Source organism: Azospirillum sp. TSO5, from assembly GCF_003116065.1.
Lineage (GTDB): Bacteria > Pseudomonadota > Alphaproteobacteria > Azospirillales > Azospirillaceae > Azospirillum.
Genome location: NZ_LGQY01000109.1, coordinates 1 through 21,598 on the forward strand (window position 1 = coordinate 1; position 21,598 = coordinate 21,598).

At 68.9% G+C, this 21,598-nt stretch carries 18 protein-coding genes; 11 read left to right on the forward strand and 7 right to left on the reverse strand.

The features are described 5' to 3' along the window. The 6 genes from TSO5_RS24590 to TSO5_RS24610 all read left to right on the forward strand — a co-directional run. Window positions 1-687 (forward strand): NAD(P)(+) transhydrogenase (Re/Si-specific) subunit beta (locus tag TSO5_RS24590; protein WP_146203831.1); only part of this gene is annotated, 687 nt, incomplete at its 5' end. Window positions 688-786: 99 nt separating this feature from the next. After that, window positions 787-1,074: a DUF1330 domain-containing protein gene (locus TSO5_RS24595; RefSeq protein ID WP_109154095.1), complete on the forward strand. Its 288-nt coding sequence runs from the start codon at window positions 787-789 to the stop codon at window positions 1,072-1,074. A gap of 142 nt (window positions 1,075-1,216) precedes the next feature. After that, entirely contained in the window at window positions 1,217-1,345 is a 129-nt protein-coding gene (locus TSO5_RS33735) for a hypothetical protein (protein ID WP_256379244.1), read from the forward strand. Window positions 1,346-1,528: 183 nt separating this feature from the next. After that, window positions 1,529-2,554 carry an ABC transporter substrate-binding protein gene (locus tag TSO5_RS24600; RefSeq protein ID WP_109154096.1) on the forward strand — a complete coding sequence of 342 codons (1,026 nt, stop codon included), beginning with the start codon at window positions 1,529-1,531 and terminating at the stop codon, window positions 2,552-2,554. Between the two features lie 30 nt (window positions 2,555-2,584). Next, window positions 2,585-3,337 (forward strand): ABC transporter permease, encoded by a 753-nt coding sequence (locus TSO5_RS24605; protein ID WP_109154116.1) that lies wholly within the window; start codon window positions 2,585-2,587, stop codon window positions 3,335-3,337. Next, on the forward strand, window positions 3,325-4,095 hold the full coding sequence (locus TSO5_RS24610) for an ABC transporter ATP-binding protein (RefSeq protein WP_109074744.1): 771 nt from the start codon (window positions 3,325-3,327) through the stop codon (window positions 4,093-4,095). Before TSO5_RS24605 ends, TSO5_RS24610 begins: the two co-directional genes overlap by 13 nt. Window positions 4,096-4,267: 172 nt before the next feature. Here TSO5_RS24610 and TSO5_RS24615 read toward each other — a convergent pair whose 3' ends face one another. From TSO5_RS24615 to TSO5_RS24625, 3 genes are all read right to left on the reverse strand, one after another. Then, a complete protein-coding gene (locus TSO5_RS24615) occupies window positions 4,268-5,482 on the reverse strand; it encodes a threonine ammonia-lyase (RefSeq protein WP_109154097.1) in 1,215 nt (404 codons plus the stop codon). After that, entirely contained in the window at window positions 5,479-8,310 is a 2,832-nt protein-coding gene (locus TSO5_RS24620; protein ID WP_109154098.1) for a penicillin acylase family protein, read from the reverse strand. The genes TSO5_RS24615 and TSO5_RS24620 overlap by 4 nt, the downstream gene beginning before the upstream one ends. Before the next feature lie 143 nt (window positions 8,311-8,453). Then, complete coding sequence (locus TSO5_RS24625; protein WP_109154099.1) at window positions 8,454-10,820, reverse strand: MHYT domain-containing protein; 2,367 nt, start codon at window positions 10,818-10,820, stop codon at window positions 8,454-8,456. A 159-nt stretch (window positions 10,821-10,979) separates the two neighbouring features. Here TSO5_RS24625 and TSO5_RS24630 point away from each other — a divergent pair, with 159 nt between their 5' ends. After that, window positions 10,980-11,573 carry a hypothetical protein gene (locus TSO5_RS24630; protein ID WP_247870952.1) on the forward strand — a complete coding sequence of 198 codons (594 nt, stop codon included), beginning with the start codon at window positions 10,980-10,982 and terminating at the stop codon, window positions 11,571-11,573. Between the two features lie 4 nt (window positions 11,574-11,577). Here TSO5_RS24630 and cbiB read toward each other — a convergent pair whose 3' ends face one another. Continuing rightward, window positions 11,578-12,540, reverse strand: coding sequence for an adenosylcobinamide-phosphate synthase CbiB (cbiB, locus tag TSO5_RS24635; protein WP_109154100.1), 963 nt, complete (start codon window positions 12,538-12,540; stop codon window positions 11,578-11,580). A gap of 69 nt (window positions 12,541-12,609) precedes the next feature. On the opposite strand from cbiB, the gene cobD reads away from it, so the two are divergent. Then, on the forward strand, window positions 12,610-13,704 hold the full coding sequence (gene cobD / locus TSO5_RS24640; protein ID WP_109154101.1) for a threonine-phosphate decarboxylase CobD: 1,095 nt from the start codon (window positions 12,610-12,612) through the stop codon (window positions 13,702-13,704). Window positions 13,705-13,891: 187 nt separating this feature from the next. Here cobD and TSO5_RS33485 read toward each other — a convergent pair whose 3' ends face one another. Continuing rightward, a complete protein-coding gene (locus TSO5_RS33485) occupies window positions 13,892-14,038 on the reverse strand; it encodes a hypothetical protein (RefSeq protein ID WP_247870953.1) in 147 nt (48 codons plus the stop codon). Between the two features lie 144 nt (window positions 14,039-14,182). Here TSO5_RS33485 and TSO5_RS24645 point away from each other — a divergent pair, with 144 nt between their 5' ends. The 3 genes from TSO5_RS24645 to TSO5_RS24655 are packed head-to-tail and all read left to right on the forward strand — an operon-like array spanning window position 14,183 to window position 16,777. Further along, window positions 14,183-15,235: a sensor domain-containing diguanylate cyclase gene (locus TSO5_RS24645; protein WP_247870954.1), complete on the forward strand. Its 1,053-nt coding sequence runs from the start codon at window positions 14,183-14,185 to the stop codon at window positions 15,233-15,235. 33 nt (window positions 15,236-15,268) lie between these two features. Beyond that, a complete protein-coding gene (locus TSO5_RS24650) occupies window positions 15,269-15,586 on the forward strand; it encodes an STAS domain-containing protein (protein ID WP_146203832.1) in 318 nt (105 codons plus the stop codon). 3 nt (window positions 15,587-15,589) lie between these two features. Next, complete coding sequence (locus tag TSO5_RS24655; RefSeq protein ID WP_109154104.1) at window positions 15,590-16,777, forward strand: SpoIIE family protein phosphatase; 1,188 nt, start codon at window positions 15,590-15,592, stop codon at window positions 16,775-16,777. On the opposite strand, the gene TSO5_RS24660 is transcribed toward TSO5_RS24655, so the two are convergent. After that, window positions 16,740-17,660, reverse strand: a complete 921-nt coding sequence (locus tag TSO5_RS24660; protein WP_109154105.1) for a response regulator — start codon at window positions 17,658-17,660, stop codon at window positions 16,740-16,742. The two genes, TSO5_RS24655 and TSO5_RS24660, sit on opposite strands and share 38 nt — an antisense overlap. A 132-nt stretch (window positions 17,661-17,792) precedes the next feature. After that, a complete protein-coding gene (locus TSO5_RS24665; RefSeq protein WP_348981064.1) occupies window positions 17,793-21,374 on the reverse strand; it encodes a response regulator in 3,582 nt (1,193 codons plus the stop codon). Window positions 21,375-21,598 lie beyond the last annotated feature (224 nt).

A 21,598-nucleotide genomic window follows, 5' to 3' on the forward strand; every position in this document is an offset into this window, starting at 1 on the left:
AACCTGCTGATCATCACCGGCGCACTGGTGGGCTCCTCGGGCGCGATCCTGTCCTACATCATGTGCAAGGGCATGAACCGCTCGATCTTCAACGTCATCCTCGGCGGCTTCGGCGGCGAGAGTGCCGCGGCCGGCGGTCCTGCCAAGGGTCCGCAGGGCTCGGTCAAGGCCGGCTCGGCCGAGGATGCCGCCTACATCATGAAGAACGCCCAGTCGGTCATCATCGTCCCCGGCTACGGCATGGCGGTTGCCCAGGCCCAGCATGCACTGCGTGAAATGGCCGACGTGCTGAAGCACGAAGGCGTGGATGTGAAGTACGCCATCCACCCGGTGGCGGGCCGCATGCCCGGTCACATGAACGTGCTGCTGGCCGAAGCCAACGTGCCCTACGACGAGGTGTTCGAGCTGGAGGACATCAACCGCGACTTCGGCACGGCGGATGTGGCCTTCGTCATCGGCGCCAACGACGTGACCAACCCGGCCGCCAAGACCGATCCGACCTCGCCGATCTACGGCATGCCGATCCTGGATGTGGAGAAGGCCAAGACGGTGTTCTTCATCAAGCGCGGCATGGCCGCCGGTTACGCCGGTGTCGAGAACGAGCTGTTCTTCCGCCCCAACACCATGATGCTGTTCGGCGACGCCAAGAAGGTCACCGAAGAGGTCGTGAAGGCGATGGAAGCCTGACCGGCATCCATTGCAGTTGACCGGAACGGGCGCGGGAAGCAAGGCTTTCCGCGCCCGTTTCTTTTGGGCCGAAAAACGACAAGAGAGGATGCCGAGACCATGACCGCCTACATCATCGCCGACGTGCGCGTGACCGACCCCGTCGCCTATGAGGTCTACAAGTCGCTGACCCCCGACGCGATCGCCAAGAACGGCGGACGCTTTATCAGCCGCGGCGGCGAGACGGCGGTGCTGGAAGGCGACTGGCAGCCCAACCGGATCGTCATCCTGGAATTCCCGGATGTGGCGGCGGCCAAGGCCTTCTACGACAGCCCGGAATACCGCAAGGCGCGCGAGGCGCGTCGCGATGCCGCCGATTTCAAGATGATCGTGGTCGAGGGTCTGTAACGAACGGCCGGCGCCGTTACCGTCGGTTACACAACACCGTCCGTGGGACACACCGCAGCAACACGGCGCCGCTATCGCTTACCGTCACCGAGAGACGGCGGCTTATCCCCGCCGTCCTCCCCACAGTGACGGAAGCCGGGCCATGGACGATGACGACCTCTGCGAACCGTTCGATTCGCACCTCACGCTCTGGACTCGCATCGCGGTTGCGATCCTGTTGGTGGGGGTATCGCTCTGCGGCGTGTCGCTCTACCTGCTGACGGAGAGCTGAGGCCGTACCGCCCAAATCGCGCCGAACCCACAATTTCTGCGGCTTTTCGGCGGTATCCGGTGCATTAATAACAAAAATTTTTTGTGTGATATTGAATTCCCTTTTCCAGTTATGTGGAAATCGCTCTTCTCCATCCGCGCAATCGTGCTAAATAGCCTCGGAACCCCAGTCGAGGACGATCCGATGCTCCGCACGACCCGCCGCTTCACCCTTGCCGCCCTCGTTGCCCTCGGCGCGGCCTCCGTCATGCCCGGTGCCGTGCGCGCCGCCGATCCGGTGAAGCTGGAAATCGGCTACATTCCCATCCTGGCGGCGTCGCCGCTGTTCATCGTCGATGGGCAGGGATGGGCCAAGGATGCGGGGATCGAGCTGAAGCTGACCCGCTTCGAATCCGGCCCGCACGCCATCCAGGCGATGGCCGCCGGCAAGATCGACCTGCTTTATGCCGGTGTCGCCCCGGTGCTGGTCGCCCGCACCAAGGGCGCCGACATCTCGGTCATCGCCAATTCGGCGGTGGAGGAGATGGTGGTCGCCGCGCGCGGTCCCTTCGCCAAGGCGGTGGGCACCAACCCGACCGCGGAGTCCTTCAAGAAGTTCGCCGCCGAAACCGGCCGCAAGCCGAAGTTCGGCACCCAGCCGCCGGGTTCCGTTCCCGACACCGTGCTGAAGTACTGGCTGTTCAAGGTGGTGAGGGTCGATCCCGCCGACGTGGAACTGGTGCCGATGGGCATCGAGAAGACGCAGCAGGCCCTGCTGGCCGGCGCGCTCGACGCCGCCACCATCCGCGAGCCGACGGTGACCGTCACCCGGCAAATGGACCCGAACGTGGCGCTGCTCGCCACCGGCGCCCAGATGTTCCCGAACCAGCCCGGCACCGTCGTCGCTGCCCGCGCCGAGGTGCTGAAGGCCCATCCAGACGCCATCAAGGCGCTGGTCAAGGCCCACATCCGCGCCGTCGACATGATTTCCAAGGAGCCGGCCGCGTCGGCGAAGCTGGTGAACAACTATCTCGGCAAGGGCCTGCTGGAGCCGGCGACGCTGGAAGCGGCCTTCAAGGGGCCGGGCTCCAACTTCCTCGCCGATCCGCACAAGGTCGTCCCGGCGGTCGAGCAGATGATGGCCTACACCAAGGAGATCGGCTCGGCCAGCGAGACGGTTCCGGTGGCCGAGGCCTTTGATTTCAGCTTCTACGACGCTGCCGCCAAGTAAGCCGGCCGACCGATGCAGACCGACAAGCCGATGAAGTCCTATCAGAAAGTCGCCCTTTCGGCGCTGGGCGTCCTCGTGTTCCTGCTTGCGTGGGAAGCGGTGGCGCGCAGCGGAGTCGTGCCGGCCCGGCTGCTGCCGTCGCCGAGCGCGGTGCCCGCCGCCTTCTTGACCGAGTTCAAGAGCGGCACCTGGCAGGAGATGGTGCTGGCCAGCCTGTCGCACTATCTGGTCGGGCTGTCGCTGGGCACCTTCCTCGGCGTGTCGTTCGGCACGGCGGCGGCGCTGTGGGGTAAGTGGGACGCCTTCCAGGCCTGGGTCGTGCGCATGCTGCGCCCGATCCCGGCCATCGCCTGGATCCCCTTCGCCATCATCTGGTTCGGCGTCAGCGAGGGGGCGGCGTCCTTCCTGATCTCGCTGACGGTGTTCTGGATCAACTATTACGCCAGCTACGCCGCGGTGCGCGGGGTGGACAAGGACCTGATCGAGCTTGGCCATGCCTTCGGGCAGGGCGGGCTGATCCCGCGCCTGTTCAAGATCATCCTGCCGGGCGCCCAGCCGGGCATCCTGTCGGGCATGCGCGCCGGGCTGGGGCAGGGCTGGATGACGGTGGTCGCGGCCGAGCTGTTCGGCATCTCCGGCCTCGGCATGCGGATGATGGAGGCGTCCGGCCTGCTGGCCACGCACATCGTCGTGCTCTACATGGTCACCATCGCGCTGCTCTACGGCGTGTCGGATTTCCTGTTCATGCAAGTTCAGTCGCGGGTGCTCTCATGGCAGCGGTGACCCTTTCCAAGACGTCCACCGCCGGGTCGGTCATCGACCTCGAGGACGTGTCCATCGGCTATGGCAAGGACGCGCCGCCGGTGTTGGTCGACGTCAACCTGTCGGTCGAGCGCGGCAGCTTCGTCGCCATCGTCGGTCCGTCCGGCGTCGGCAAGTCCACGCTGCTGCGGGTCGTCGCCGGGCTGCACACCGCGCGCAGCGGCGGCGTCACCATCCACCAGGACCAGCGGCCCGGCCATCGCCCGGTCGGGCTGGTGTTCCAGGACTCCCGACTGTTGCCCTGGCGCCGGGTGATCCGCAATGTGGAGTTCGGGCTGGAGGGGCTGCCGGTCAGCCGCGACGAGCGCCGCCGGCGCGCGGAGGCCGCGCTGAAGCTGGTGCGGCTCGACGGCTACGCCCGCCGCTGGCCCTACGAGCTGTCGGGCGGCCAGCGCCAGCGCATCGGCATCGCCCGCGCCATGGCGGTTGACCCGGACATCCTGCTGATGGACGAGCCGTTCGGCGCACTGGACGCCATCACCCGCCACAACCTTCAGGACGAGCTTCGCCGCATCCATCAGGAGACCGGCAAGACCGTGCTGTTCGTGACCCACGATCTGGAAGAGGCGGTGCATCTGGCCGACCGCATCATTGTGCTGGGCGGAACCCCGGCCCGCGTGGTGCGCGACGTGCGCAACAGCGCCGGCCGGGACGGCTCGGTTTTCCGCGATCAGGTGGAACAGCTGCGCTCGGAGATCGCGGACAATTACAGCATCTGAGGGGGGACCTGATGTCTCCCTCTCCCCCCTGGGGAGAGGGTCGGGGTGAGGGGGATACGAGGATTTTCGAGAATCCCGGAGTGCACCTCTCCCATTCAAGCCACGCCTTGCGACCCCCTCACCCTAACCCTCTCCCCGGGGGGGAGAGGGGATCCTGGGGAGCGAGAGGGCCTTACCCCACCTCAACCATCAGGCTGGTCGGATAGCCCGCTTCCTTCATTCGTGCGATCAGCGCGTCGACATGGGTCTGGTTGCGGGTTTCCAGCACCACGTCGACCTCGGCCATCTTCACCGGCACATTGTGGAACAGGCGCTGGTGGTGGACCTCGACGATGTTGGCCCCGGCCTCGCCCAGCAGGCGGGTGACGCGGGCCAGCGCGCCCGGGGCGTCGGTGATGCCGATGCGCAGGCGGACGATCCGCCCCTCGTAGACCAACCCGCGCATCAGCACCTGTGCCATGATGCGCGAATCGATGTTGCCGCCGGACAGCACCATGCCGACCTTGCGGCCGCGGTAGCGCTCCGGCTCCTCCAGAATGGCGGCGAGCGCGGCGGCGCCGGCCCCTTCGGCGACCAGCTTCTGCATGGTGGCGAGGCGATAGACCGCTTCCTCCAGCCGGGCCTCGCCCACCTCCACGACATCGTCGACCAGGGCGCGGATGATCGGCAGGGTCAGGGCGCCGGGCGCCTTCACCGCGATGCCCTCCGCCACCGTGGCGCCGCCGCAGGTGATCGGCTGTCCGGCCAGCGCCTGACGCACGGCGGGGTAGAGGCTGCACTGCACGCCGATGATCTCCAGGTCGGGCCGCAGCGCTTTGGCCGCGGTCGCCATGCCGGCGATCAGGCCACCGCCGCCGATGGGAATCACCAGAACGTCGAGGTCCGGCACATCCTCCAGCAATTCAAGCGCGGTGGTGCCCTGGCCGGCGGCCACCAGCGGGTCGTCGTAGGGATGGACGAAGGTCAGCCCGTCGCGCGCCGCCAGATCATGGGCGAAGGCGGCGGCCTCGCTCAGAGTCTCACCATGCAGCTCGACGGTGGCGCCCAGATTCTCCGTCCGCTCCACCTTGGTGAAGGGGGTGAAGGCCGGCATGACGATGGTGGAGCGGATGCCGAGACGCGTGGCGTGGCAGGCCACCGCCTGGGCATGGTTGCCGGCGGACATGGCGATGACGCCGGCGCGGCGCTCCGCCTCGCCCAGAGACAGCAGCTTGTTCAGCGCGCCCCGCTCCTTGAAGGAACTGGTGGCGTGCTGGCTCTCCAGCTTCACGTGCAGCCGGCACCCCGCCATGTCCCCCAGGCGGGGCGCCGGAACCGTGGGCGTTCGGGACAGATGCCCCGCGATGCGCGCCGCCGCGGCGCGCACGTCCTCCAGAGTGATGGTCATTTCTTGTTTGTCCCGGTGTTGCGTGGTGTGAGTGTCAGCACCTCCGCCCCTGCCGAGACCAGCGTGCCACGGTCGCCGGCCAGACGCAACGAACCGCCGTCGCGCCACATCCCGACCAGATCGCCCCAATGGCGGGACCAGATGTTGCCGGACTGGCCGGTGGCGATCACGAAACGGGAATTGTCCAGATCGGCCAGATCATAGACCGCGCGGAACCCGGCGCCATGGACATGGCGGAAGGGGTTCGCGGGATCGCGGGTGCTGGTCGATCCACGGTTGACGGTGAAGAAGCCGCCGTCCGTCTCCACTGACAGGTCGGCGGTGCCGCCGATCAGCGGCAGGCGGCTCAGCATCCGATGGACCAGCGCCGCCTTGTGGTCGTCGCCCCAGCGCCAGCTTTTTGGGCTGGAGCCGTGACGCTCGGCCAGCATCGCCACCGCCGCCTCCAGCGACCGGCCAATCACGTCGGCGCAGCTTTCCTTCTGCGGCGTGGTGACGTCGTCGCACCACTCAGGCCGCTCGTTCAGCACATGGCGCAAAGCCTCCGGACGAAGCTCCCAGTAGGAGGCGAAATCGGGACCGAGTTCGTCGGCGAACACCGCACGGACCAGCTCGCGCATCCAGGCGGTGAAGATCAGCGGTTCCGGCCGGTTGCGGTCCATCCGACCGTCCCAATTGCGCAGAAGAGCCGCCGCATCGCTGGCGAGGCCGGGCGGGGCCGGATATTTCAGCAGTTCGGGCAGGAAGTCGCGGGCGGGAAGCGAGAGGATGTCCATCTGCTGCTGGGCCACCTCCTCGACGGAAAAGCGCCCGGTGCCCAGCATCTCGACGATGCGCTTGGCGCGCGACGGATCGGGCCATTCGGTGGCGAGGCGATAGGGATAGTCTCGCCCGACCACCGCGTTGTTGGCGTTGACGAACTGCCCGGACGGCGGGTTCACCGACTGCGGCAGCGCGTAATAGGGCAGGAAGCCGGTCCAGTCATACTCGCCGGTCCAACCGGGAACCGGCACGCGGCCGTCGCCCTTGCGGCGGATCGGCACCCGGCCGGCGGAGATGAAGCCGACCGTGCCCGACACGTCCGCATAGACGACGTTCTGCTGCGGAGCGACATGCAGGCGCATCGCTTCGCGCGCCGCTTCCGCCGATGCCGCGTGGTTCAGGCGGTAGAGCGCCTCCGCACTGGTATCGTCGTCGGCAAGGCCGGGGAAGGACAGCGCCAGCACCGGGCCGGGCGAGCTTCCACCGGCGGGCGCGGCGTCCAAGTCGGAGAGGACCGGGCCATGCCGCGTGCTGCGCACGGTCAGCGTCTGCGACGGCTCACCGGCGATGGCGATGGTCTCGGCGCGCGTCTCGAAGGGCTGGCTGCCGTCGGGGGTCAGATAGCGGGCGGGCTCCTGCGGGTCGGGCTTCTCGACGAACAAGTCCTGGGTGTCGCTATGGGTGGTGGTGAAGCCCCAGGCGACCTTGCCGTTGTGGCCGAGGATGGCCAGCGGCACGCCCGGCACGGTGGCGCCGGTGACGGTGAAGTCGGGCGTCACGATGCGGGCGAGATACCAGAGGATCGGCGCCTCCAGCCCGAGATGCGGGTCGTTGGCGAGGATCGGCTTGCCGGTGGTGGTGCGGGCGCCGGTCAGGGCCCATTCGTTGGATGCGGTGTCGAAGCCCATCTGCGGCAGGGCCGCCAGGGTGCGGCGCACCGTTTCCCGCAGATCCATGCCGCGCAAGTCGGTCGTCAGCGTGGTGGGGGCGCCGGGGGCGTCGGGCGGGAACAGGTCGTCGACCTGGGTGGGCGACAGCCGTTCCAGCACGCGGGAGCGGAACAGCTCGTCGCGGTAGTTGGCGGACAGCTGCAGCGCCATCAGCTTGGCCCAGACCAGGCTGTCGGTGACGGTCCAGGGCTCTGGCGTATGGCGCAGAAGCTGGAATTCGACCGGCAACGCCTCCGACCGCGTGGCGAGATAGGCGTTCACGCCCTCGGCATAGGACTCGAAGGCGGTTCGGGCCTCGGGCGACAGGGTAGCTTCCATCGCCTCGGCCGAGCGGCGGACGCCCAGCGTGCGCATCAGCCGGTCGCTGCGCAGGGCGAAGTCGCCGTATTTGGTGCCGATCAGCTCGGCCAGCCGGCCGGCGCCGGCACGGCGCATCGTCTCCATCTGCCAAAGCCGGTCCTGGGCGTGGGCATAGCCCAGCGCGCGGTAGGCGTCGCGCTCCGTCGCGGCGAAGATATGGACGACGCCTTGGCGGTCGCGGACGATTTCCGCCGGAGCACCGCTGCCGGGGATGGTGATGGTGCCGCTGGTCTGCGGCTGCTGCGCCCGCATCCACCAATAGGCGCCGACCAGCGTCACCGGAGGCAGCAGAACCAGCACGCCCGCGACGACCGCCACCTTGCCCCAGCGCCCGCGCGGCAGGCGGAATTGCGGGCGTCCCGGCGGCCGGTTGGACGGCGGGGTTTCGGGGGGATACTGCGGGGGAGGGGCGTAGGGAGGAACCGCTTGCGGCGGCTGCACGCCATAGGGCGGCGCCGGCTGCTGCGGATAGGGATAGGGCTGGCCGGGCGCATAGCTTCCGGGCGGGTAGCCGTCGGGCGGATAGACCGGCTGCTGCGGAACCTGCGGGTAGGGTGCGCCGGGATAGGGCGCACCGGGATAGGGCGCGCCAGGGTACTGGACCGGTGGCTGCCGCGGGGGCGCCGGATGGCCGGCATAAGGAGGTGCAGCGGGCGGTGCGGCAGGAGGGGCGGGGCGGGACAGCGCACGCGCCAGGGCGGCGCGGAGATGGAAAGCGCAGGTCTCGCCGGCGCGGATCAGGGAACGGCGCAGCATCACGATCCGTGAGAGAGAATGGGGCGGCGACGGGCGGGGGCCGCCGGGGGGGCTCGTTCGGGTGGCGGATGCTAGTCTCCCGGCCGCCGGCCCGTCCAGGGTTGCTTCGGTGGAGTCGGGCGCTTTTTGCGGCCGCGTCCCGCCTATGCGGCCGAGGTCAGGATCTCGCGCAGCATCGGGGCCGACACCGGCTTGTGGATCAGGCGGTGGCCGCTGCGCTGCACCTCGGCGATGCGGGCGGGGTCGGTGTCGCCGGTCAGAACCACGGCCGGGACGCGCACGCCGCAGACGCCGTAGATGTCGCGGATCGCCTCCACCCCCGTCCGACCTTCGCGCAGGCGATAGTCGGCGACGATCATCGCCGGCTGCCGGCCGAGATTCAGCAGCGACGCGATCGCCTCGTCGGCAGACACGGCGGCGACCACCTCGTATCCCCATTCCTCCAGCATCGCCCGCATGCTGAGCAGGATGATGGTGTCGTCGTCGACGACCACGATCAGCCCCTTGGCGTCCGGCAACTCGGCCGGGATGCGCACCGGCTTCGGGACCGGACGCGGCACCGCCGCCGGCAGGTCGAGGAAGAAGCCGCTGCCGCGGCCGGGGGTGGAGCGCACCACGACCCCATGGTCCAGCAACCCGGCCAGCCGCCGCACGATCGCCAGCCCCAGCCCGAGGCCCTTGCGCCGGTCGCGCTCCGGGTTGGCGAGCTGGATGAACTCCTGGAAGATGTCCTGTGTCCTGTCGGCGGGGATGCCGATGCCCTGGTCGATCACCGCCAGCCGCAGAGTACCGCCGCGGTGCAGGCAGCCGACCAGGATATGGCCGCGCTCGGTATAGCGGATGGCGTTTTCGATCAGGTTGCGCAGGATGCGCTCCAGCAGGGCGGGGTCGCTGCTGGTCCAGGCGGAGGTCGGGACATGGCGCAGCGTCAGCCCGGATTCGGTGGCGCGGATGCGGTATTCCTCCGCCAGTCGGTCCAGCAGGGGCCCGAGCGCGAAGTCGGTGATGCTGGGCTTCACCACCCCGGCATCCAGCCGCGACACGTCCAGCAGGCTGTCCAGCATCACCCGGAGACCGTTCAGCGAATCGGTCATGCTGGCCAGCAGCGGCGACGTGGGGTGGTCCTGCAGTTTGTCGGATAACGCGTGGGCGAAGAAGAACAGCGATTGCAGCGGCTGGCGCAGATCATGGCTGGCGGCGGCCAGGAACTTCGTCTTGGCGCGGTCGGCGCGCTGGGCGTTGTCCCGGGCTTGTAACGCCTCGATCTTCGCCGCCTCCGCCTCGTCGCGGGCACGCAGGATCGCATCTTCGGCGGCCTTGCGCGCGGTGATATCGCGCATGATGCCGGTGTACATGCGCCGCTTGCCGATATTCCATTCGCCCACGGACAGGTCGAGCGGGAAAGTGGAGCCGTCCTTGCGCAGTCCTTCCACCTCGCGGCCGATCCCGACGATCCGTCGCTCACCGGTCCGGTGGTAGCGATCGAGATAGCCGTCATGGGCGCTGTGGTAGGGTTCCGGCATCAGCATGTTGACGTTGCGGCCGATCACCTCGTCGGCGCGGTAGCCGAAGGTCTTCTCCGCCGCATGGTTGAAGGATTCGACGGTGCCGTGGTCATCGATCAGGATGATGGGATCGACTGCGGTGTCGACGATGGCGCGATAGCGCGCCTCCTGTTCCGCCGACCGCTCCGCCTGCTGCCGGCGATCGAGCAGGGACGACAGCATCGCCAGCGAGAGCAGCAGCAGCGTGCCCACTCCCGTCATGACCGCCAGCAGGGAGGGGGACAGCGCCATTCGCTGCCCGGAGGAGGGCACCGCATGGGCCGGCATGGCGTGGTAAGCGCCCATGCCGGCGGGCGCCGTGGTGCTTACCTCGGTTATCGGCTCCATTCCGGCCGCGGCCATGCCGGTGTAGTGCATCGTCACCACCCCCAGGCCCAGCAGAACGGCGCCGGCGGCACGCTGCAGCGGGCGCTGGGTCCGGAAGGCCAGCCATAAGGCTGCGGTGGAGGCGACGATGGCGACAGCCACCGAAACGGCGACCAGGACGACGTCGTAGGACAGCTTCATGTCCATGCGCATGCCCGCCATCCCTACATAGTGCATGCTGACAATGCCGAGCCCCGTCAGGGTTCCCGCCACCGGCAGGGTGTGACGGCGGGGGCGGTTGCGGGCGACGGCGAACAGGCCGGCCCCGGAAACGGCGACTGCCAGCAGGAAGGACAATGCGGTAAGCCCGGCGTCGTAGCTGATCGGTATGTCGCTGCGATAGGCGAGCATGCCGATGAAGTGCATCGACCATATCCCGGCCCCCAGCGCCAGCGCCGCACTCGCCAGCCGCCGGCCATCGCCCGGGTCGCGCTCGGAACCGTCGCGGCGGTTCGGCGCAATGGAGGGGCTGGCCGTGCCGTTGCCGCTGTGATGGGCGAGATCCAGCGCCACATAACCGCCGAACACGGCGATCACATAGGACAACGCAACGAGGAGGGGGTCGTAATGGCCGGGCACGGTGGACTTTGCTGTTGTGGGACCACGTTCGGGGAAGGAGCAGACCTGATTGTGTGTGTACAGGAACAATTTTGGTGAAGGTGCCAGCCCCTTCCTGCAAACGAAAGGCTTGCGTTGGTGGTAGACAGGGGACCTAGGACGTCCGTCGGGATATCTCGAATGAACAGCAAACTCCCGCCCGGCCCCACGCCAGGGGCAGACAAGCGTACCGCCTCGCCGGTTCGGCCGAAGCAGCCGTGGCGGCTGTTGTCGCGGCTGTTGCGTCCGGTCGCGACCCTGCTCGCGGTCGGATATTTTCTTCTGGATGCGCTGGCCTACTGGGTGGTGCGGCCGGTGGTCCGCCGGATCGCCCGGCTGCCGCTGTTCGGGCGGATCGGCCGCTGGGTGGCCGGGCTGGGGCCTTACCCGTCGCTGATCCTCGTCCTGGTGCCCCTGGCGTTGCTGGAGCCGGCGAAGCCGGTCGGGGCATGGCTGTTCGCCACCGGCCGCCCGATGGCCGGCGCCGCCGTGATCGTCGGGGCGGAACTGGTCAAGATCACGCTGGTGGAGCGGCTGTTCCATGCCGCCAAGCCGAAGCTGCTGACCATCGGCTGGTTCGCCTGGGGCTATGTTCGGGTGACGGCCTGGATCGCCTGGCTGAAGGAGACCGCTCCCGTCCGCGCCGCCCGTCGTCTGCTGTCCGGCCTCCGCCGTGTCGGTCGCCGGGTCCGCCGACGGCTGTCGCTGATGATGCGGCGGGTTGCGCGGGGGTGACCGCCTATCCCAGCGCCGCCAGCACCAGAGCGGCGGCGATCAGCAGGGCGCAGGCGCGGCGATAGAGAGCCAGCGCCCGGTCGATGTCGTCGGGAGTGGCGGCGGTGCGGCCGGGGCCGAGCCAGACATCCTCGATCCGGGTGGCGCCATAGACCCGCGGACCGCCGAGCCGCAGATCGAGCGCGCCGGCCATCGCCGCTTCCGGCCAGCCGGCATTCGGGGAGCGGTGGCGGTGGGCGTCCCGCCGGACCGACGCCCAGGCCTGCCGCGCGTCTGCCCCGCCGGTCATCCAGGCGGCCCCCACCAGCAGCAGGGTGGTCAGGCGCGACCCCGGCAGGTTGACCAGATCGTCCAGCCGCGCCGCCGCCCAGCCGAAGGCCTCGTGGCGCGGGGTGCGGTGGCCGATCATGCTGTCCGCGGTGTTGACCGCCTTGTAGAGCGCCAGACCGGGCAGCCCGCCCACCAGCAGCCAGAAGGCCGGCGCCACCACCCCGTCGGAGAAATTCTCGGCGAGGCTTTCGATGGCGGCGCGGGCGACGGCGGGTTCGTCGAGCGTCGCCGGGTTGCGGCCGACGATCATCGACACCGCCTTGCGCGCACCCTCCAGCCCACCGGTGCGGAAGCCCTTGGCAACGGCCGCCACATGGTCGTGCAGGCTTCGCTGGGCCAACAGGGTTGAGGCCAACACTGCCTCGACCAGCCAGCCGAACGGCAGCAGCCGGCAGACCCAGGCCACCGCCACCGCGACACCGCCGACCGTCAGCAGAAGCACCACAACCGCCAGCACGCCGAATGCCTTGCGGCGGCCGAAGCCATCGGTCTCATGGTTGAGCGTACGGTCAAGCTGGGCGATAAGCGCTCCGATCCACACGACCGGGTGACGGATGCGGGCGTAGAGTGGATCGGGATAGCCCGCCAGCGCTTCGACGATGAGTGCGGTGGCGAGCAGGAAGGGATGCAGCGGCACGGGTGGGACGTTCCAGGCAATGGGGCGGCGCGCTGGCCGCGCGTCGGTGAATGAGGAAGAGGCGCGATCATGGCCGAAGACAGCCCGGTGACCAAGCCGTGCGTGGCGGACGAAGGGCGAACGGGGCAGGAGGCCTCCGCGGGCGGCACCCTGCTGCATGGCGGCGACCTGGATGGCGCGCGCGTGGTGTTTCCCGGCGCGCCGGAGCCGTGGGTCGATCTGTCCACCGGCATCAACCCCTGGCCCTACCCGCTGCCGCCGGTGCGGCCGGATGCCTGGAACCGGCTGCCCGGCCGCGGAGAGGAGGCTGCGCTGCGGAGCGCGGCGGCGGCCTGCTACGGCGCGCCCTCGGCCGAGGTGGTGGCCGCGGCGTCGGGATCGCAGGCGCTGATCCAGTTGCTGCCGCGGCTGCGCGCGCCGGGCCGCGTCGCCGTCCTGGGGCCGACCTATGCCGAACATGCGCGCTGCTGGGCGCTGGCCGGCCATAGCGTTCGGATGGTGGAGGAGGTGGAGGAGGCCGACGTTCTGGTGATCGTCAACCCCAACAATCCCGACGGCCGGCGCTGGCCCGCTGCCCGGCTGCTGGAGATAGCCGAAGCGCAGCATGCCCGCGGCGGTTGGCTGGTGGTGGACGAGGCCTTCGCCGACATGCGGCCGGAGGACAGCCTCGCGGCGCATGCCGGCAAGCCGGGGCTGGTGATCCTGCGGTCCTTCGGCAAGTTCTTCGGGCTTGCGGGGCTGCGGTTGGGCATCGCACTGGCGCCGGCCGGGCTGGCGGCGGCGTTGCGCGACGCCATCGGGCCCTGGGCGGTGTCGGGTCCGGGGTTGGTCATCGCCACGGCGGCGCTGGGCGACCGCCATTGGATCGAGGCGACCAGGCGGCGGCTGGCGGCGGCGGCGGCCGAGCTGGACCGTATGCTGGAGGGGGGCGGCCTTCGGGTGGTCGGCGGGACCGAGCTGTTCCGTCTCGTCGAGGACCCTCGGGCACCGGCGCTTTATCGCGCCTTGGGGGAAGCCGGGATTCTCGTGCGCCGATTCGAAGGCCGGGCGGACTGGCTGCGCTTCGGGTTGCCGGACGCCGCTGAAGATTGGCAGCGGCTTGGTGTCGCATTGGCTGTGGAAAGACGCCGGGCACTGCAACCGCGTGAAACGTCCGCGTCTTGAACAATCGGCGAAAATTTTATATACTCAACCGTTTTTAGAAATCCGGCCGTCACACTTCGACCCTGTCGGAAATCGCCGGCGTTGCGGGGATATAAAATTCTATGAAACAGTCTCGGCAATGCCGGTACCGGGTTGCATGGTGATGATCTCAGGCCGTGGTGTGGATGACGGGCGCGATACCGCGTTTTCAGTCTTCGACCGTCTGCCGGTCGGGATTTGCCTCGTCACGGCATCGGGGATCATCCACCACGCGAATCCAGCCCTGCATGACCTGCTGCGCTGTGAGGCGGGCGGGTTGCCGGGCCGGAGTCTGTGCGAATTTGAACTCGACCATGGTGGCTCCGGCGGGGGGGCGCAGACTTCCGGTGATGCGCAGCGCGCCCTGCGGAACGACGGTTCCACACGCTGGGTGACGGTGGCTGAAAGTCCGTGGATTGGCGAAGCGGACGGCAAAACCGGCATTAGCCGGCTTCTGACCGTGACAGACGTCGATTCGATTTTTCGGCAGGCCGGCGATCCGGGCGATGCGGAAGCGCCCGCCGAGATGGCGGCGGTTGACGCTCTGCTGTACGAGGCGCCGATCGGTACGGCCGAAGGTGCGACCCGGACGGTCAATCTGACCAAAACCGCCATCCGTGAGTTGACCGAATCGCGCCCGAACGAGGAGAGGCTGGAGGCCATCCTCGAACAGAGTCCGATCGGCGTTTCGGTGTCCCGGCGCGATGACGGCCGGATCATCTTCGTCAACACCCGCTTCGCCGAACTGATCGGCCTGCCGCGTGAAAAACTGATCGGCAGCCGCGCCCGCGACTATTACCTGGACAGCCACCAGCGCCTGCGCGTGCTGGAACGGCTGCGCGGCGGCAGCGGCGTCACCAATATGGAGGTCCAGTTCAAGCGGGCCGACGGCTCGCCCTTCTGGACGCTGTTCACCGTGAATCAGGCGGTGATCCAGGGCATGGCGGTCAATCTCGCCTGGATCTACGACTACACCGAGCGTCGCAGCATGGAAGAGGCGTTGCGCGACATGGCGTCGCGCGATCCGCTGACCGGTATCTACAACCGGCGCTCCTTCATGGACATGGCGCGCGCCCAACTGGCCCGCGCCCACCGGTTCCACGAGCCGCTGTCCGTCTTCGTCCTCGACGTCGACCATTTCAAGCGCATCAACGACACCTTCGGCCATGCCACCGGCGACGACGCGCTGCGCATGGTGGCGGCCGGCTGTCAGGCGATTCTTCGGGAATACGACATTCTCGGCCGGCTGGGCGGGGAGGAGTTCGTGGTGGTCCTGCCCGGTGCGACCGCCGACGAGAGCCGCGTGGTGGCCGAACGGGTGCGCCGCCATCTGGCCCGCATGCCGATCGAGGCGACCGATGGCACCTTCCGCCTAACCGCGAGCATCGGCATCGCCGGGCTGGAGGGGGCGACCGACACGCTGGAGCGGGCGATCCACCGTGCCGACCTCGCGCTCTATCGGGCGAAGCACCTCGGCCGCAACCGCGTCGCGGTGTTCGAACCGGGAATGTAGGCCGGCAGGGCTTCAAGGGTGGATCGGGCAACGGTGGATCGGGTGATGGACTACACGGTGCGCGACAGCGGCGGCGTGCGCGAACTGGAGCTGCGCGGGCAGATGACGTTCGAGGCCGATGCCGGGTTCCGGGAGATACTGGCGGAGTGGGAGAAGGGCAGCATCGCGGAATGCGTGCTGAACCTGTCGGCCGTCGAGTATATGGACTCCGCCGGGCTGGGGCTGCTGGTCCTGGCGAAGAATGCGGCCAAGCGGACGGGCGTCGCCTTCCGCATCAAGCATCCGCGCGGTCAGGTCCGCGAACTGATCGAGATCTCTGAGTTCCACACCATCATTCCCTGCGAGTTCTAGCCGGTGAGCGGCAGCCCGCTGGTCGTGATCGGCCATCCGCGTCCCCATGCTGCGGGGCCGTTGCGCGATGTGCTGGACCGGCTGGGGGTTCGAGGCGTCACGGTGGTCGACGGTGACGGGCTGGCCGGGGCATTGGCGGCCGGGACGCCGCAGATGCTGCTTCTGCATGCCGGGCTGCCGGGATTCGGGCCGGAGCTGCTGGCGGGGCTGCGGACGGAGGCTCATCTGCGCGACCTGCCGATCCTCGTGCTCGGCCGCTTCCCCGGCGGGCGGGAGCGGGCGGAACTGCTGCGGGCCGGTGCGACCGATCTGCTGGCGCGTCCGCTGACTCTGGCGGAGCTGTCGGCCCGCCTGTCGCTGCATCTGGAAAACCGCCGGCTCGACCGCTCGCTGCAGGAGGTGATCCGCAGCCTGCGCAACCACCACAGCGACGCCGTGCAGCGGATGGCGCTGGCGCGCGACATGCAGTTGGACCTGTTGCCCGACGCCAGGCTCTGCCGGTCGCTGGAGCGGCGCTATGGCATCGCGCTGGACAGCCATTTCGAATCCAGTTCGGAGCTTGGCGGCGACCTGTGGGGGGCACGGCCGATCGACGACCGCAGCTTTGCGCTGTTCCTGTGCGATTTCACCGGCCATGGGGTGGCGGCGGCGCTGAACACCTTCCGGCTGCATGCGCTGCTCGCCCGCAGCGATTTGCCGGCCGACGATCCGGCCGAAGCGCTGCGGGTGCTGAACGGCCTGCTGGTCGGCCTGCTGCCGGAGACGCAATTCGCCGCGATGATCTATGCCGTGGTGGATGTCGCCGCCGACCGGCTGGTCTACGCCACGGCCGGCGCGCCGAAGCCGCTGGTTCGCCGCCCTGATGGTGAGCTGGAGATTGGTTCGAGCTGCGGCCTGCCGCTGGGCGTCGCGGCCGAGGCGCGCTACCGCAACCAACGCCTGGACTTCCCGCCGGGCTCCGCCCTGATCTTGTTCAGCGATGCCTTGTACGAGGCGCGCGGATGGGACGGGCAGATGTTCGGCTATGGCGGTGTGACCGATCTGGTGCGCGGCCTGGGAGATGGCGCGCCGGAGCGGCCGCTGGGTTGCCTGCTCGACCGCTATTTCGCGGCGATGCCGCGGCTGCTGGCCGACGACCTGACGGTGCTGTGGATCAGTCGGACAGGCCGTCCGGCGTCCGGTCCAGATTGACGATGCCGACCACCCGGTTGCCGTTGCCGACATAGGTCAACTGGTCGAATCCGACCATGCGGGCCAGCGCGATTCCGCGGCCATGGGTGGCGTTCGACTGGGACGCATCGACCGACAGGTAGCGGTTGAAGTCGAAACCCGCCCCCATGTCGGTCACGGTGAAGATCACGCGGCTGTCGCTGCGCTCCACATGCAGGGTGGCGTATTTGTCGCGATGCTCGGCCGAGGCCAGCCGCGCCTCGATCTCGCGCGCCAGCATGCCGCTGGCCTTCAACCGGCCCTTCGCCTCGAAGCCGATGCCGAGGTTGCCGTGCTCCACCGCATTCACCAGGATCTCGGACAGGCCGAAGGTCAGGCTGTGGGCGGTGGCTGCGACGGACGACAGGGTGATGGCGAGATTCTGTGCCTCCTGCAAGGTGCGGAAGCGGAAACGCCCGTCGCGCAGCAAGCCGATGGCGTCGGAGCGGGAGCGAAGGTCGCCCTGCAGGCTCCGCATCCGCCCGGTGGTCTCCTCCGCCGCACGGACGACGGAGCGCAGCAGCGCACCGTCATAGGGCTTGAGGAGGTAGTAGAACACGCCGGCGCGGATGGCGGCCGCGATCTCCGAACTGCTGTCGGAGATGGTCTGGACGATGACGGGGATGTCGGCCAGATGCGGCTCGCGCTTCATCCACTCGTACAGTTCCAGCCCGTCGCCGTCGGCGAGCCGCCGGTCGAGCAGAACGACATGGATCGCCGACCCGCTGGCCGACAGGATTTCCCACGCCTGCGCCTTGGTCTCGGCCTCCAGCGTGCGGTAGCCGATGCGGGAGAGGTAGCCGGCAACGATGGCGCGGGTCATTTCCTCGTCATCGACGACCAGAGCGGTGACGGCATCGGCCATGGTCGGCGTCTACTCCAACGGTTCAGGGAGCGGGATCGAGAAATCCGCGGCATTTTACTGAAACTGACGCTATTGCACAATCACCGGCGGCACTGCGTCGCAGCATGGCGGGCCGGCGACCCGGTCAGCGGTTCAGCCGACGGACGCCTCCAGGGCCGCAGCGGCCCTCCGCGCGGCGGACAGCTCGGCGGCGACCCGTTCGCCGGCGGTGGCGGTCAGGGCGTCAAGGTCGCCGCTGCGGGCGGCGGCGACCAGATGATGCGCGGTGGCGGCCAGCCGGTCGAACCCGACATTGGCGGCGGATCCCTTCAGGATATGCGCCTCGCGTTCGATGCCGGCGCAGTCCCCGCGCGCGATGGCGGCACGCAGCAGATCGAGATGCTGCGGACTGTCGCTGAAGAAGGTTTCCAGCAGTAGCGCGAACCCGTCACCGCCCAGCGCGTCGCGCAGTTCATCGATCTTTTCCGCATTGACGGTGGCCGGCTCCGGTTCGGACGGCGGCTGTGGCGGGGCAGGGGCTTGCCCGCCGCCATCGGCGGTGTCGTCGGCGGCCGGAACGACGAAGCGGGCGATGGTGTCCAGCAGCTTGCGGGCGTTGATCGGCTTGGACAGATAATCGTCCATGCCGGCTTCCAGGCAGATGGCGGCGTCGCCCTGCATGGCGTTGGCGGTCAGGGCCACCACCGGGATGCGCGCGGCGGGGCCGGACAGCCGGCGGATCCGCCGTGTCGCCATCAGCCCGTCCATCACCGGCATCTGGACGTCCATCAGGACGAGGTCGTAGGGCCGGGCCGTCACCGCCTCCACCGCCTCCTCGCCGTTCGACACCGCTTCCGCGCTGTGCCCGGCGCGGCGCAGCAGGGCCAGCGTCAGCTGTTGGTTGACCGGGTTGTCCTCCGCCACCAGCACGCGGGCGCGCTGCTTCGCCTCCGGCTGCTGGGCGGTCGGGGCATCGGCTTTGGCGACAGCCGCCATGTCAACCGGCCCGCGGATGGGGAGCGACGCGATTTTCGCGGCGGCCGTAGCGATTGCCGGGCGGGGATGCGGCCCGGATGCGAGGCTATCCGCAGGCGGTTGCGGTTCCAGCAGCCGGGCGAGGCATTGGCAGAGAGTGCTGAAGCGGATCGGCTTGGGAAGGTGGGTATCGACCGGCGCCCGGTCCGGCTCCTGCCCCTCCAGCCTCTGCGACGAGGCAAGCGCCAGCCGGATGCCGGCCAGTTCGGGAATGGACCGGATGCGGTGGGCCAACTCGGGACCGGTCAGGCCCGGCATGCGGTGATCGAGGATGGCGGCGTCGAAAGGCTTGCCGTTCCGGGCGGCGGCGATCAGCCGGTACAGGGCCTGCTCCCCGTTTTCCGCCGTTTCTGTCACGATGCCGAAACCGTCGATCTGCCGGGTCAGCAGGTCGCGGTTGACGGCGATGTCGTCGACCAGCAGCAGGCGGCGCCCGGCCCAATCGCCGGCCGGTGTCGGCGGATGGGCGCTGCCGGCGCCGCGCTTCAGCGGGATGCTCACCCAGAAGGTGCTGCCCGATCCCGGCTGGCTGTCCACCCCGATCCGGCCGCCCATCAGCTCGGCCAGCCGCTTGCAGATCGCCAGCCCCAGCCCGGTGCCGCCATGGCGGCGGGCGGGCGAGGAATCCACCTGGGTGAACATGGCGAACAGGCGTGGGCGCTCCTCCTCCGGAATGCCGATTCCGGTATCGCGCACCTCGAACCGGACGCGGACGCCGTCGGATCCGGATCCGGCGGAAGCGGGCTCCTCGCTCAGCAGGATGGTGACGCTGCCGGTATCGGTGAACTTCACGGCGTTGCCGGCGAGGTTCAGCAGGATCTGCCGCAGCCGTCCGGCATCGCCCAGCAGCGGGCCGCGCAGGTCGGGCGGCACGTAGCTGGCCAGATCCAGCCCCTTGGCCGCGGCGCGCGGGGCCAGGATCTCCGCCACGCTTTCGACCATCGGCACCAGTTCGAACTCCCCGATCTCCAAATCCAGCCGGCCGGCGTCGATTTTGGAGAAGTCGAGGATGTCGTTGATGATGACCAGCAGCGATTCGGCGGAATCGCGGATCGTCTCGGCGTAGGTGCGCTGTTCGGCCTCCATCGGCGTGTCGAGCAGCAGCCCGGCCATGCCGATCACACCGTTCATCGGCGTGCGGATCTCGTGACTCATGGTCGCGAGGAATTCCATCTTGATGCGCTGGCCATCCTCCGCCCGTTCCTTGGCGTCGCGCAGCGTGTGCTCCAGCCGCTTTTCCTCCGTCAGGTCGCGCAGGATCGCGGCGTAGAGCGGCCCGGCCCCGGTCCTGACGAGCGCCATGGAATAGGCCAGCGGGAAGCTCTCCGCCTCCCCGGTGCCGTCGGACGCCGACGGCCGGAGGGCGATGATCTCGCCCCGCCCCGCCCGACCCATGCCGCGGCGGCCCTGTGCGATTTCGTCCATCGCACGGGCAGCATTGGTCCGCCTGTCCGGCGGCAGCAGATCCAGCACCGACCGACCAATCAGCCCGCCCGGCGCGCAGCGGAAGATGGCGTGTGCGGCCGGATTGGCGGCCTCGATCACGCCGTCCGGCCTTGCGGTGACGATGCCCTCCGCGGCGGTGTCGACGATGGCGGTCAGACGGGCGTTGGTCTCTTCCAGTTCCTTACCCTGCCGGCGCTGCGCCGCCAGTGAACGGGCAAGCATCAGCCCGAACAGGCCCAGCAGCAGGATCATCCCGCCGGACAGCAGGGTCGCCGTCCACAGATTGTCGCGCCACCCGGCCAGCACCGCGTCCTTGCGCACGCTGACCGTCAGGACCAGCGGCCAGACCGGCGTCGTCCGGTAGGCGACGATGCGCGTGTCGGGACCGGCGCCGACATCCGTACCGGAATGGCGGAACACGCCATATTCGGCCTGCGGCAGATGGCGCTGGAACAGCGGGGTCGCGGCGAAGGAACGGGCGATCTCCTCCCCGGCCTGCGGCTGGACGGTCAACAGGGTGCCGTCATAGCGGTACAGCGCGATGCGGTCGCCCACGATGGAGACGTTGTCGGCGACGTGGCCGCCCTGGACCGCGCGGTACAGGCCCTGGAAATAGTCCGGATTGACGGTGGCGACGACCACCCCCTGCAGCGTGCCGTCGGAGTCGCGCAGGGCGCGGCTCATCGGCAATATCCAGCGTCCCGACCGCTCTCCGCCATCGGCGCGGTCGATCAGGCTGCGTCCCGGGCGCGGATCGCCGATCACCAGCCCGCTGCCCTGGCCGGCCGCCTGCAGGCGGAAGACGTCCAGCTCCGTCAGATAGAAGCCGGCGGGGTGCGTCCCCTCCGTGGTGGCGACGATGCGGCCGGTGCGGTCGAGCAGCGTCAGCCCGCGCAGGTGCGGCGAGCGACGCAACCGGTCGGTCAGCATGGCGGTCAGGTCGGGGTCGGTCGCCCCATCCTCGCCGGTCCAGTTGGCGTCGGACAGCGAATCGACGATGGAGGAAAGGGTCACGTCCACCGACTGAACCGTGCGGGTGGTCGATACCTCCAGCGCCGCGGCGAGGCTGGACAGGCTGGCCTCCGCCGAATCGAGCGCGGCCTGCCTTGCGGCGATCAGCTGCTGTCCCTGGATTATCAGCAGGGCGAAGACCGCCAGAAGGGCGAAGGCGATGACGCCGCCCCGCTTTTCGAAGAGACCTTTCAGGTCCGCTTTGGCTGGGGACAGGGACAGGACTGCGTTCCGGACGGTCAGATGTGGTCGAGCGACCCGGCAGGTCTCGCGGACCCGACGCGCAACCGCCTTCGGATTGCAGTCGAATCAAGGCGCTGGACGTCGGCCGTGGTCGAAGTTTGCGTCCGGGATAATAGCAGGAACGGGTGGCGGAGGCCAAGCATTCGCTGCTGTCCATGCCCGTGTTATGCTAAGATATCAGCGCCGATTCGCCGATTTGTGTTTGGGGTGTGAAGAACTGGGGC